Below are 13,506 nucleotides of genomic sequence, written 5' to 3' on the forward strand. Positions count from 1 at the left end.
CCTCTTTTGTTTTTTTAATATTGTATACTAAATTCAATCTACTATGATACTACCCTACCTGCATCGCAGCTGTCAATATCATTGTATCTCAAAGGAGGACCGCTTCATTGGAGTGGAGCAGATACAAAAATGCCTCCTTCACCCGTTGGCCCGTTGCCGTTTCAACGGCCCTGGAATACATCTCCACCTGACTGCGGTATCCGTCCACCTTCTCCTGTTTTTCTTCTTCATTGCGAAAATAGTCGCTTTTGTAATCCACCAGGACCCAGCCGTCTTCTTCCCAAAAGAAACAGTCGATCATCCCCTGGACCAGGACCGATTCTTTCGCCCCCTGTCCACCGGCCAGTAAATCACCGGGAAGGGACATGGTGAACCGCTGTTCCCGTCGAAGGTCCTGTCCATGGATCATCCGCTGTCCCAATCCGCTTTCAAAGAAGGCAGCAATGGCATCCAGCTGGACCAGGTCTGCCGTTTCCTGCACCAGCATGCCGGAGCCGACCATCTCTTCCAGGGACCCGGCCAGGTTTTCACGGATCCTGTTCCGATCCGTCAATCGATCCAGATCCACGTTCTGCAGTACGTAGTGGTTGGCGCTGCCAACCTCCGCCCTGGTTTTCCTCGCCTCTCCCTGGAGAAATACCGGCAGCTTGATCTCCACCGTAGGATCCTGCAATACCTTCGTTTCCTGAAACCTCTTGATCTGGGTTACGGACATTTTTGCCGGAAGGCGCAGGGCCTCTTCCCCCGGGTACCGCCAGGACAAACGGGCTTCCACCACCGGATCCAAGGTTTTCCCCCGGGCTTTCAACGCTTGAAAGAAACGGCCGGTGTTTTTCAGATGTTCCGTCTTTTCCTTCTTGTCCCGCTGCAGTTCCCCTTTGGGAACCAGCCGGACAAGGTGGTCCATTCTTTCCTGGATGACGCCTTCGGTTGTTGCAGGGGCTCCCCTTTCCAATAAAGCCGACAGGACCCAGTCCAGGTAGTTGGCACTCTTGGATACACTGTATGGAGTGGGGGTCTTATCCCACTTGGCCCACTTTTTCTCATCCAGGGAAGCACATCCCAGGAGGATCAGCTTGTTCTGCGCCCTGGTCATGGCAACATACAAGATCCGCATTTCTTCCGACAAGACTTCCAGGCCGATTTTTTCCTTTGCAATGCTTTTGAACAGAGTGCTGCAGTGCCTTCTCTCCCGGGGATCCACATATTCGGGACAAATGCCCAGATCCTTGTGAAGGAGGAGCATGCTTCTTGTATCCTGGGTGTTGAATCCTTTTCCCATGCCTCCCACCATGACCAGGGGAAACTCCAATCCCTTGCTTTTATGGATGCTCATGATCCGGACCACGTTTTCCATGGGACCCAATACCCGGGCCAGTTCCATGTCGCTGTCCACATCCTTCATTTCCTGAACGAATTGAATGAACTGAAACAGCCCCTTCAGGGACGATTCGCTGAAGGCCCGGGCCCGATCGATGAGGACGCGGACGTTGGCCTGCCGCTGTACTCCGCCAGGCAGGGCCCCCACATAGTGATAGTAGTTGGTTTCCATCATCAAGGTCCACAGGAACCGATCCAAAGGGACGATCCTGGATCGTTCCTTCCATTTTTCCACGGAAGCTTTCATCCGGCGGCATTTTTCTGCAAGGGCATTTCCCTGCTCTTCTGCGTACTGGTCCAGACTTTTCCAAAAAGGACCTGATGAATAGCATCGTCGGATCTCCACCAGCTCCTCTACGGTAAAGTGAAACATGGGGGATCGAAGGACGGAGAGAAGTGCCACGTCCTGTTGCCGGTTGTCGATGACCCGAAGCAGATCCAGCACCATGCTGATCTCCAGGGTGTCGAAATACCCCAGGCCGCTTTGGGCGTGAACAGGGATCCCCTCTTCCATGAAAACTTCCTGGTAGATTGGGCCGTTTGTTTTGACGGAGCGCAGCAGGACCACCACATCCCGATACTCCAGGGGCCGATGGATCTGTCTCTTCCCGTCGTAGATCTGTGTTCCGATCAATTCCTTGATCCTCCTGGCCGCCAGGGCGGCTTCCAGCTCTGCACTGGACAAGTCTTCCAGGCCGTCTTCCGATACCGGCCGGTCTTCTGCTTCCCCATCCTCCTTGTCTTCCTCCGGTTCCGCCTTGTCGATGACCAGGATCTCCGTTTTTCCGAACTCCGATTCCGGCAGGTCCAACCCGGAATACAACCGCTCGTTGGTATCGTAGTCGATCTCTCCGACGAATTCGTTCATGATCTTTTCGAAAACGGCGTTGATGGTCTGGATCACCAGTTCATTGCTTCGAAAGTTGGTGTTCAGGTAGATGACCCGGGACATAGGATCCTCCTCTCCCCCGAAGGTCCGGTTTTTCTCCAGGAACAAGGCGGGATCCGACAGTCGAAACCGATAGATGCTCTGTTTTACGTCCCCTACGAGAAACAAGTTGTCTTTTCTGCGGATCTTTTCGCTGATGGCATCCTGGATCTGGTTGCTGTCCTGGTATTCGTCGATAAAAATATAGGCGTATTCCCGTTGCAGCTCTTCCACGGCTTCCGGCTTTTGCAGGATGGCCAGGGCGTAATGCTCCAGGTCGTTGAAATCCAGCAACCCCTTTTCCAGCTTCATCTCCTGGTAGGTTTCCCGAAATCGGCCGGCAAGACGGTCCAAGGTCTCCATTACGCCCCCCATTTCTTTCAGGTTGTCGAAAAGCACCCGGACCGGTTCGTAGGCCAGATCTTTTTTCAGGGAGTTCACCAGCTCTTTTGCTTCGTTTCGCAGGCGGACCAATTCCTTCTTCACATCCTCGTCTTCCGCCTGAACCGTCAACCGGTCGAACCCGACTCCTTCCAGTGCGTCGTGAAACCTGGAAAATCCTTCTTCCAAACCCAAGACCAAGCTCTGGATCTGCTGGTATTCCCTGGTCAAGACATCCGTCACCTTGTCCCTGTTTTTTACGTCTTCCGCCAATGTTAAAGCTTCCTGAAGGGCCTCCATGCCGTGGTCCAGCCGCTGATGGACCACTTGGACCAGGGTCTGGTAGAAATCGCTGTCATCAAAGGAGGCCATGTCCATCTGGAACTTGGCCAGACTCTGTTTGCTCCATTGCCTGGGATCCGGTCGATTCATGATGAAACGATAATACCGGAGCAGGGTCTCCCGCAATCGGGCGTCCTGACGCCCTTCCCCAAAACTCTCCAGGACCCGGATAAAGGCTTCCGATCCCTCTTCGTATTCGGCTTCCAGCACTTCTTCCATGGCCCGCTGGGTCAAGATGGACAGGACCGTCTCGTTTCCCACGGAAAACCCGGGATCCAGTTGGATCAAGTGGGCGTATTTTCGCACCACGCTGTGGCAAAAGGAGTGGATGGTGCTGATGGATGCAAAGGGCAGGCTGTGGATCTGGCCGGATAGAAATTCCCGTTCTTCTCCCTTGGCCGTTTCCAATCGTTCCAGGAGGGAATTGGAGATCCGTTCCTTCATCTCTTCTGCCGCCGCTTTTGTAAAAGTGACCACCAGAAGACTCTCCACCGGGACCTTTTCCATGGTCACCAGTTGAATAATCCGTGCCACCAGCACTGCCGTTTTCCCGGATCCCGCCGCTGCTGAAACCAGCAGGTTTCTGTTGCGTTGGGTGATGGCTTCCCCTTGTTGTGTTGTCCATTTATTCATCGGATCTTCCTCCCATCAGTCTGTTCACCACTTCTTCGTCTTTCAGCTTTCCACGGATCCGATATCGGTTTCCTTCGAATTGGTCGTCAAACTGACAGATCGTCTTGTATGGGCAAAAACGGCAGGCCGGTTTCCCGTCGTTTTTCACAGGGGAAACAGCGATGTTGCCTTGGATGATCTCTTTCCCCATTTTCCGGGCAACGTCCATGGTGTGTTCCAGGAGTCGGTCAAAAACGGCGGCTTCCACCAACCCTTTGCTGCTTTTGCCAAAGTCCCCGTCCTTCTTGATCTTCAGGCGGACCACGTCGGAATCGCCGGTGTCCTCTTCCAACCCCTTGTCCATGGCGGTGACCACTTCCATTTTTTTCACCAGGAGGCCCAAGAGGCGAAGGCGGCTGGTGATCTTGCGATCCATCTCTTCCCTTTCATGGGAATATGCCTGGATCATGGGATCATCCAGCTTGAAATAGAAGGCGCCGGCGGGCATGGCTTGGGGGATGCTCTCCAGGCATACCTGAAGGTACATGAGCAGCTGCAAGGTCAATCCGTAATAGACATCTTTCAGCTCCAGGGTCTTTTCTCCGGTTTTATAGTCGATGATCTTTACATAGACCCCGTCGTCTTGTCGAAGTACATCCATCCGGTCGATCCGTCCTTCCAGTACCATGCGGATATCCTCGTCGTAAGTGAAGACCACCGGCGAATATTCCCGGTCCTCTCCAAATGCCGCCTCCGCCTTTTCCAGGCGGAAGGCTCCCTTGGACATGTGATATGTCAGGGTGTTGACGGCCCGGATCATCAGCCGGTTCAGATAGTAGGCCAGATACTGGTAGCGGCCCTTGCTGGCAAAGACCCCTTCTTTGTACATCTGGATCTTTTCCTCCACAATGGCGCCGCACATCCCTATTCGCGCTTCTTCCTCTACGTCTTCCCAGGGAGTGCCTTCCCCCTGCAGCCTTCTGGTATATTCCTGAAGGCTGTCGTGGAGCAGTTCCCCCATGTCGGGGATGGATACTTCATATACGGGCCGCTGGGCCGGGTGGAGGCCGTAGCGGACGAAATATCGAAAGGGACACTGACCGTAAGTTTCCAGACTGGTCACGCTGTTTTTGATGGTTTTTCCATAGAGTCCTTCCACCTGGTCCCGGTCCAGCTTGTCCACCTTGTTGGCATAGGTCATGGCCCCTGTCAATTGGTCCAGCCGATCCTTCCACTCTTCCTGACTCGCATACCAGCGGTAGGTCTCCTCCCACACGGGATCCCCTTTGCCTCCCTGGTCCATGGCATGGCGAAAATGGGCTACCATGGGGCGCAAGGTGCCTCTGGCATTGGTGATCCAGTCCAAAGCATCCTCTTCGTCCCTGCCGCTCTCCAGCCGGGGAAACAGTTCTTTCAACCGCTTCATATAAAAGGAAGGCCGCATGGCACTTCCTTCAAAGTCCGCCTGTGCACAGCTGAAATAGATCCGCTCTTCCCCCTTGGATAGGAGGGTCTGAAAGAGATATTTTTCCTGGATGGCCTGATAGGTGTGATCTTGAAACAGGGGGATGCCCCCGTCCTCCAACACCTTTCCTTCCCGGGTCGTAAAAATGCCGATGGTCTCCCCTTCCCCCGGCAGGATCCCTTCGTTGACACCCAGAATGAACAGGGCGGCAAGACTTCCCTGCCGGCTCCGCTTCACATCTCCGATCAGCACTTCGTCTCCGGAAGCAGGCAGCACTCCCAGTTCGGAAGCTGCCACTCCCTCTTTGAGGATCTCCGCAAATTCCCTCAATGTGGTTTTTTCTTCCCCAAACACTTCCACCAGCTCGTCCAAGAGCTCCATGATCCGGTTGAACACCTGGTTGTTTTCCGCTCCGTGTTCCAGATCCCCATGCTGCTGGAGGGCGGCCGTCAAGGCCTGGGTCTTTTCCACGACCCGGTTTTCTTCCAAGTAACCATACAGGGCTTTGGCGATGGAGGCGAAGGTGGGGGCTTGTCGGACACGGCTTCTCAGACGCTCCAGTGGTTCCACCACTTTTTCACGCAGCAGGTCCAATTCCTCCAAGGGCAAAAGGGTCTTGTTGTTGCACTTGTGAAAAGGGGTCTTCCACTGGGATCCCCGTATGCCGAATTGGAGACAATAGTTTTCCAGGCTTTCCCATTCCCCTTCTTCCAGGTTGGAAAATCCCGTCTTCAGCATGGAAAATACATCTTCGTACCGGTAGTTTCGGACCAGCACCTGGAGGCTGGATACGACAAACAATCCCAGGGGCTTGTCGGCCATGGACCGCTTGGCATCCAGAAAACAGGGGATCCCGTATTCCTCCATGGTCCGCTGGATGGCAAATCCATAGCTGCTCAAGTCATTGACGACGACCCCCATATCCTTGTAGGACCAGCCTTTTTCCCGGGCCAGGACAGCGATTTCCTTGACGGCGTGGTCGATCTCCCGATAGACATTCTGGGATTCCAGCACCCGGATCCCGTCCACTTCCTCCGTCCACTTTCCATAGGGATAGGCAAAAAATTCCTGCTTCAGGTGATCCAGATCTTTTTTTGAACTTCTTTGGGAAGAAAACAGCTCCACCTCCAGCTCGTCGGCCCACAACTCCCGAAAAGTCTGGAGGGTCTTTCGGTTGATCCCGAACACTTCCTTGTCCGGCGCGTCGTCGTCCACGTCCAGATCCAGGGTGAGGACCACTCCTTGGGCATGGTCGGAAAGGGCCTTGATGAAATGGACCAGCTGCTTCGTAAAGGTGTGGAACCCATGGATCCATATTCTGGATCCTTTGATCCGCAAGGACTGGGAAACCGCCTCTATCCCCTCTGCGATCCGGTGTTCGTTGTCCGTATAGCCTTTCTCCAGATATCGCTGGTAGGCTTCGTAGATCCGGACCATGTCCCCCACCTTTTTTTCCAGCATCCCGGTCCCTTCGTACCCCCGGGCAAATCCCCGAAGTCCCTCCGGTTCCACCATGTTTTCTTTGAAGTTTTGGAGCACATTCTCCACCTCTTCGATGAAACCGGACTTGTCGATCATGGATCCGAAGACCTGCAATTCCTTTTTCTCTTCCTTCAAGATCCGTTTCAGGATCATCCGTTTCCCCGTGGCCGTGACGATGGTCTTCTCCCGTTCCAGAGCCGTGTCCAGCAGATCGTCCACCAGCCGGTTGAACCCCATGACCTCCAATTGAAAAAAACCTTGGAGCTCCAGAACTTCCATCAGCTCTTTTTCTGCTTCCAAGGTATATTGTTCCGGCACCAGCACGATCAGATTTTCTTCCCCGCCTTGAAGGGCGTCTTTGATCTGGCGGTACATTTCTTTTGTTTTTCCGGAATCGTTTCTCCCGGCCAAAATTTTCAACATGTTTCCATCCTCCCATCTTTACCGGTAGAGCAATTTCCCCAACAGGGTCTCTCCCACTTCCAAAGCCCCCACCGGGCAGAGTTCCTGGCAGCAAAAGCAACGGATACAGGTCTTTCGATCGAAAACGGGGACCATCTTCCCCTGTTTTTCCGTCATGGTGATGACTTTTGGCCGTTCCGGACACACTTCCTCGCAGCGGTTGCAGCTGATGCACTTCTCCCAGGTCAGCTTGGGATAAGGGGCGATGAAGTTTTTCACCAGCTTCAGGGAATCCAGATTGCCGAAGATCTCTTTGGTCCCCCGGATCTTCTGAAAATCATCCACTTTCATGGTTTCCAGATCCTCGCCCACCACCTGGATGTCCTGGGGCAATACCGGGCCCCATCCTGTTTCCCGGACAACGTCGTATTGGGGGACCTCCGTCGGATCTGCATAACCGATCAACTGCAGAGCCACCGAATCCACCGCCGTAATGGAAGGACCCATCAGGATGGCATCCATGGCCCGGGGCGTTCCGCTTTTGGGACCGTTGCCTTCCATGGCGACGATGGCGTCCATGATGGCAAACTTGGTTTGGACCACCTGGTTCAGGTCCAGTAGCATCTTGGCAAAATTCCGGCTGTTGTTCATTCGGGCGTGCCACAAGGCCTTTTGGGTGCCGGGCACACACCCGAACTGGTTTTTCACCGCACCGGTGAAATACATCATCCCATGGGTCTTCAATTTGGGCAGACTGATGAGCACGTCGCTTTCATAAGAGACTCGGGCCACTTCCCAGTTCTTCACCAGCAGGGAATCATGGAGCTGCACCGTTACTTTGTCCGTAAAATCGTCGAAGGCCACCCCGTAGCGCTTAGCCACTTCCATGAGGCCTGCCTTTTGGGCCGCCCGCTGGGAAGTACCGAATCCGGGGGAGTCTCCGAAAGTCAGTTGATCCGTATAGTCTTTCAACACCCGGATCACGCTTTCAAAAAATACATGGTTGGTGACCACAGGACTGTCCATGTCCTCAACAGAGAGAAGATTGGGTTTGAGCAAGACCTTCGCTCCCGTCGGGATCAGCTGTCGGACATAGGCGTCCCCTCCAAGCAGGTCAAAGCCTTCCCGCAGTTTTTCTTCGATCCTGTCTACGTTGTATCCTTGATTTTTCAGCAATACCACTTTTTCTTTCATATTACGACGCTTCCTCTACATAGTTTTTTCGCAAATAGGCGATCTCTTCCCGGTATCCTTCCAGCTCGTTGGGGGTCTCCAGGTTGAAAATCAAATGGCGAAGTTTTGGATGGTTGATGATCCGGACGATGGCTTCCTTGCCGATGGTCCCTTCTCCCAGAACTTCATGGCGGTCCTTGTTGGAGGCGAAGGCCACCTTGCTGTCGTTGAGATGGATGCCTTTGAGCCGGTCCAGACCGACGGTCTTATCGATGTTCTCCAGGATCCCGTCCAGGTCCGACACCACATCGTACCCGGCGGAATACAAGTGGCAACTGTCCACCAGGATCCCCAACTGCCTGTTGTGACGGATCCCCTGGATGATGTCTCTCAATTCTTCCAGCCGTCCACCCACTTCCGATCCCTTGCCGCTCATCCCTTCCAAAAGGATGGGTACCTCATTGTCCGCTCCGATGCTTTTGTTCAGGGCGTCCACGATGTATTCGATCCCCTTGTCCACCCCCTGGCCCACATGACTTCCCGGATGAAAAATATAATAGGAAGGAGGCAGCCGGCGAAGGCGCTCCAGGTCTTCCTGGAAAACTCGAAGGGCAAATTCCCGGACCTCCTCCTTGTCGGAGCACAGGTTCATGGTATAGGGTGCATGGGCGAAGAGGGGGGCAAAGCCGTTTTCCTCAAACAAACGGGAAAAGGTTGCCAGGTCCTTTTCGTCCAGAGCCTTGGCATTGCCCCCTCTGGGGTTTCTGGTGAAATATTGGAAGGTGTTGGCCCCGATGGCCAGGGCGTCCTCTCCCGCCTTGGTGTATCCTTTTGCAATGGACAAATGACATCCGATCTTCAGCATGTTTTTTCCTTTCCACTACTCGTAGTTCTGGATGATCCGCTTCAGATAGACGCCAACGATGTCTGCGAAGCGGTCCACCTCTCGCGTGTAAATGAAGTCCTTGCCGTATATGTACTTCTCTGCGTACAGGTCTTCCTCTTTTCCGGTAAAGACACCCAATACCAGGGCGCCATTTTTCCTGGCTTTCCGCACTTCCAGGGCCGTGTCCTTGATGGCCTTCATCCCCTTGTAGGAAGTCTCCCCCCGGATGGTGCTGGTCTTGGCGATCTTGATGTCGTTGGGTTTCCCGTCGCTAAGGATGATCAGGATCTTGTGTTCTTCCGGCCGTCGGAACAGGTCCCTGCATACGGCCCGTATGGCCAGGCCGTCCCGGTTGTTCCCTGTGGCGTAATACTCGAAGATGTTTCGGTTGTCCGATTCCGGGCTGTCGTAATCCCGAAACCGCCGAAGGATGGTGTAATCCAGAAAGCTGGAAAAGCTCATGACCCGATTGGGGATCCCCGCCAGGGTCAGGGCTTGAGAGATGATGTATCCCTGGGCGGCCACGTTTCCCTGGCGGCTTCGCTGGGATCCGCTGCCGTCGAGAAAGATGTCCACCACGTATCCGCCTTTTTCGTTTTTCAGCACCTTGTTGAAGACCTTCAAGTCTGCCACCCGGCCTACTTTCCAAAGTTTGGAGGGCACGATCTCCCCATAGCTGCTGGGGATGGTGCTTACTTCCGTTTCCATGGTCAAGGTGCGGATGATGGTCTCTTTCAGCTTCAACACGTTGCGCTTGTGGATCTGGCTGAATTTGTTGAAATGATGAAGGTTGTTCTCCTTCTGTTTTTCCACATACTTGATTTGAAAGGAATTCTCCACACCGGCCCGGAGTACTCCGTCTGTAAAGTGGACCCGGCAACCTTCGTGGGACTGGCGGCAGATCTTGGATTCCATGGCCTTTACCTCTTCCGGTTTGAGAAAGCTCTTGCCATGGTAATAGGAGATCTGGTCGTAGATCTTGCTGGCCATCTCCTCGTCGATGGAGATCACCCGGTTGTCCCGGGCCTCCTTTTCCGAGGGATTGGTTTCGCCCATGGATTCCACCACCAGGGTGGAAGAGATCCTCTCTACGGCATCGGAAATGACATCATCGTAGTATTCTTCCGCCATGAAATCCTTGTAGGCGTCTCCCCGATGGTCCATGTCGTTGGCATATTGCTCCAGATATTCCACGGTCTGTTCCTTGTCTTCGTATAGAAAATCCACGTTGTCCCGATTTCCTTCAAAGTGTTTCACATAAATGTCTTCCACCTTTTGAAGGATCTCCACCGTATCCATGGTTTCATGGACCTCTTCGATCTCGTCCACGATCTGGACCACCATTCGATCCATCTGGACGCTCTTTCCCGTTTGTCGCAAAAACACCAGGTATTTCACCTTGTCCATGAGGGTCTTGTTCTTGGACAGAAGAAAATTCTCCAGAAGGTCCCGATACCCCGCTTCCCGGATCTCCACCATCCCCGGACGCTCCTGAACCAGTTTGGACTCCACGGCCACGTCGCAGCAGATCTGGGCAAGGTCGATGAGGACATCCCCATTGGCACCCCGATGGATCCGGTAATTCAGATAGCCTTTCACCAAATTCCACTGGATGTATTTTTTTCTGGCCCCGGATTTGGCCGCATAGTACAGGCCAAGATCGTGGGAAAGGTCTGCGTACTCCTCCAACCGTTCCAGATCTTCGCTGTAGTCTTCACTGACCGTCCACAAGATGTTTTTCAGTCGCGTGGACTTTTCATAATCGCTGTAGATCCAATCCATGTTTCCACCTTCTATTTCCCGGGAAATACGTCTTCGCTGGTCCAAGATTCGGGGATCCTGGTTCGGATCACATCCCCCACGATCTCTTTCTCGTACTCGTCAAATGTCTTTCCCGTTACTCCCATGCCAACAGCCAGTTTGGGCTGAAGTCCCCGGCGAATGGTCTTGATGCAGGAGATCATCCCCCGCAGGTCCACTGCTTTTGTGGAGATCTCCCCGTTTTCCGATTTGATCTGCAGATCCAAAAACAACCCGGCGAACTGGCTCAGCTTGTCCACGTCCGCTTCCGGAAAATACCCTTCCAGTATCAGCATCAACTTGTTTTTTTCCACCTGGGGGATGTCCACCACCAAAAACCGGCTGACCAGGGCTTCGTTGAGCTCCTTGGTACCGGCATACTCGTAGTTCATGGTACCGATGAACCGGGTGGCTTCGTGGAGCTTGATCTTTTCATAGCCGGGGATGTCGATCATCTTTCGATAATCCAAGGCGGAGTGAAGTACCACGATGGCATCGTTTTTGGCCATGTTGATCTCGTCGAATACGCCGAACCCTCCGTGGATGGCGCATTCGTATACCGCGCCTTTTCGCAGCTGCACCCGGTTGTCGATGAAGGTGTCCGTGCCGATGAGGCTGGCGCTGTCCGTGTTCACATGAAAGCTGACGTTCCACTGGGGTCTGCCGAACAGGGCGCAAATGTTGTCCGCCAGCAGGTTTTTCCCGGTGGCCTTGGGTCCGGAAAGCAGGATGTGCTCCCCTTCCAAAATGGCGGTGATGCACATTTCCCAGATGTCCTTTCCAAAAAAGTATCCGGCAGGTTCAGGCACCCGCAGTGCCAGGTTCCCTTCCAAGGCATAGAATTCACGAAATCGGTCCACTTCTTCCAGCAAACCTTCTTTAATTCCCTGATCCAATAAAAACTCGCGCAGATTCATAAGAAATCATCCTTTATCTTTCAGTTTATTTTCTCATTATATCACAAAGCACCCTTGTTTCACGGTACTGCAGATACAAAACCCCGTATTTCACAGGAGTGTTGACAGCCCTAATTTAAACCAGTAAAATAGAGATTATGAAATAAGCATTATGGAAGGATCTGGTTACGTGGGCACCAATAAAAAAGGGGAACAGACAAAAGAATACATTTTCGGCATCGCCAAGCAATTGTTTTACGACATCGGATATAAAAAAACCACCTTGTCCAAAATATCGGAGACGGCCCAAGTGCCCATCGGATTGATCCCATATCATTTTACCAACAAGGACAACATCGTCACTTTGATCTACAGCGAATACATGGATACGATCCGACAACGCCTCTCCGCCTATGAACATCTGGCCATGGACAACGCCATTTTGTATCACGGGGTCCTGTCCAGGATCTACTACCACATCATTTTATCCGACGACCACAACAAGCGTTTTTACCACGATGTGCTGATGAAAAAATCTCATTACAAGATCTTGAACAGCCTGATCCGGGAAGTATATAAAGATTATATCTCCGATTTTGACATCCACATCGATAAAGACGATTTTGACGACGTGGTCCTGGCCGATTTCGGCGCCAGGAGGGAATTTATACTGCACCACCTGGAAAGCGGCCAACCCCTGGACATCCAGAAGATGGTCACCTTCGCCAACGGCATCGTGCCCAGACTCATGAAAATGGATTCCGCCCTGATAGACGAGATCCTGGAGACCTCTTTGGAGCTCTTCTACAAGGTGGATTTTGACGATATACGATTTTTGGTCTGACCACAAACAAAGGCAATGAAAAAGAGAGCGCAAATGCGCTCTCCATTTTTTTGTTTTTAGAACATGGGAACGACGGCTCCGCCGTACTTGTCCTCCAGGAATTCCCGAACTGCCTCCGACTGAAGGATGTTCTTCAATACATCGAACATCTCCCGGTCGTCTCCTGTACGGGTGACGATGACGTTGGCAAAAGTCTGTGCTGCCAGGGAGTCCTTGTCTTCCGACGCCAATGCGTCCTCTCCGGCGCTGAGGCCGGCTTCAATGGCGTAGTTTCCGTTGATGACACCAAAGTTCACATCCGGCAACGCTCTTGGGATCTGTGCTGCCTCCAGCTCCACGATCTCCAGATTTTTCGGGTTGCTGGTAATGTCCCGAATGGTGGCTTGCAGGCCTGCATTGGCATCCACTTCGATCAATCCCGCCGACTGGAGCAGCAAGAGGGCTCTCGCTTCGTTGGTGGTGTCGTTGGGCACGGCGATCTTGTCCCCGTCCTGGATCTCTTCCAGGGTGGCTGTCTGTCCCGGATACAGGCCCAAGGGCTCAAAGTGGACCGGAATGATGGCGCTCAGGTCCGTGTCGTTTTTCTCATTGAAATCTTCCAGGTACGGAACGTGCTGGAAAAAGTTCGCATCCAGTTCTTCGTTCTCCAGGGCCATGTTGGGAAGCACATAGTCCGTAAATTCCTGGATCTCCAGCTCGATCCCTTCTTCCGCCAACAATGGTTTGACGAACTCCAGGATCTCATAGTGGGGGACCGGTGTTGCGCCGATCTTCATGGGCACCATGTCTCCACCGGCGTCGTTCCCGTCTCCATTTCCATTGTCGCTGCCGCAGCCGGCAAAGGCCAGGCTGATCAACAGCACTACTGCCAATAACAATACTCCTTTTTTCTTCATTCCCTTTTCTCCTTTTCCC

General features: G+C 53.1%; 8 protein-coding genes. 1 reads left to right on the forward strand and 7 read right to left on the reverse strand.

Annotated features, from left to right (window positions below; genetic code table 11):
- Positions 1 to 88 precede the first annotated feature (88 nt).
- From addA to J0B03_RS06660, 6 genes are read right to left on the reverse strand one after another with little or no spacing between them, the layout of a single operon-like run.
- The gene (gene addA, locus J0B03_RS06635) at positions 89 to 3,664 is read right to left on the reverse strand and encodes a helicase-exonuclease AddAB subunit AddA (RefSeq protein WP_207298857.1); all 3,576 of its coding nucleotides are present in this window, start codon (positions 3,662 to 3,664) and stop codon (positions 89 to 91) included.
- On the reverse strand, positions 3,657 to 7,013 hold the full coding sequence (gene addB, locus J0B03_RS06640; protein ID WP_207298858.1) for a helicase-exonuclease AddAB subunit AddB: 3,357 nt from the start codon (positions 7,011 to 7,013) through the stop codon (positions 3,657 to 3,659). The genes addA and addB overlap by 8 nt, the downstream gene beginning before the upstream one ends.
- An 18-nt stretch (positions 7,014 to 7,031) precedes the next feature.
- On the reverse strand, positions 7,032 to 8,186 hold the full coding sequence (locus tag J0B03_RS06645) for a DUF362 domain-containing protein (protein WP_207298859.1): 1,155 nt from the start codon (positions 8,184 to 8,186) through the stop codon (positions 7,032 to 7,034).
- A 1-nt stretch (position 8,187) separates the two neighbouring features.
- Positions 8,188 to 9,030 (reverse strand): deoxyribonuclease IV, encoded by an 843-nt coding sequence (locus tag J0B03_RS06650; protein ID WP_207298860.1) that lies wholly within the window; start codon positions 9,028 to 9,030, stop codon positions 8,188 to 8,190.
- A 15-nt stretch (positions 9,031 to 9,045) separates the two neighbouring features.
- Positions 9,046 to 10,833: a vWA domain-containing protein gene (locus J0B03_RS06655; RefSeq protein WP_207298861.1), complete on the reverse strand. Its 1,788-nt coding sequence runs from the start codon at positions 10,831 to 10,833 to the stop codon at positions 9,046 to 9,048.
- 11 nt (positions 10,834 to 10,844) lie between these two features.
- Entirely contained in the window at positions 10,845 to 11,768 is a 924-nt protein-coding gene (locus tag J0B03_RS06660; RefSeq protein ID WP_207298862.1) for an AAA family ATPase, read from the reverse strand.
- Positions 11,769 to 11,919: 151 nt separating this feature from the next.
- On the opposite strand from J0B03_RS06660, the gene J0B03_RS06665 reads away from it, so the two are divergent.
- Complete coding sequence (locus J0B03_RS06665; RefSeq protein ID WP_207298863.1) at positions 11,920 to 12,591, forward strand: TetR/AcrR family transcriptional regulator; 672 nt, start codon at positions 11,920 to 11,922, stop codon at positions 12,589 to 12,591.
- A 56-nt stretch (positions 12,592 to 12,647) separates the two neighbouring features.
- Here J0B03_RS06665 and J0B03_RS06670 read toward each other — a convergent pair whose 3' ends face one another.
- Positions 12,648 to 13,487: a MetQ/NlpA family ABC transporter substrate-binding protein gene (locus tag J0B03_RS06670; RefSeq protein ID WP_207298864.1), complete on the reverse strand. Its 840-nt coding sequence runs from the start codon at positions 13,485 to 13,487 to the stop codon at positions 12,648 to 12,650.
- Positions 13,488 to 13,506: the final 19 nt, after the last annotated feature.

Origin of the sequence: Alkalibacter rhizosphaerae (genome assembly GCF_017352215.1) — a bacterium.
GTDB classification, from domain to species: domain Bacteria; phylum Bacillota; class Clostridia; order Eubacteriales; family Alkalibacteraceae; genus Alkalibacter; species Alkalibacter rhizosphaerae.

Coding starts and splice junctions, on each gene's coding strand:
- addA (WP_207298857.1), bottom strand. CDS start 3,664: ATGAATAAATGGACAACACAACAAGGGGAAGCCATCACCCAACGCAAC.
- addB (WP_207298858.1), bottom strand. CDS start 7,013: ATGTTGAAAATTTTGGCCGGGAGAAACGATTCCGGAAAAACAAAAGAA.
- J0B03_RS06645 (WP_207298859.1), bottom strand. CDS start 8,186: ATGAAAGAAAAAGTGGTATTGCTGAAAAATCAAGGATACAACGTAGAC.
- J0B03_RS06650 (WP_207298860.1), bottom strand. CDS start 9,030: ATGCTGAAGATCGGATGTCATTTGTCCATTGCAAAAGGATACACCAAG.
- J0B03_RS06655 (WP_207298861.1), bottom strand. CDS start 10,833: ATGGATTGGATCTACAGCGATTATGAAAAGTCCACGCGACTGAAAAAC.
- J0B03_RS06660 (WP_207298862.1), bottom strand. CDS start 11,768: ATGAATCTGCGCGAGTTTTTATTGGATCAGGGAATTAAAGAAGGTTTG.
- J0B03_RS06665 (WP_207298863.1), top strand. CDS start 11,920: ATGGAAGGATCTGGTTACGTGGGCACCAATAAAAAAGGGGAACAGACA.
- J0B03_RS06670 (WP_207298864.1), bottom strand. CDS start 13,487: ATGAAGAAAAAAGGAGTATTGTTATTGGCAGTAGTGCTGTTGATCAGC.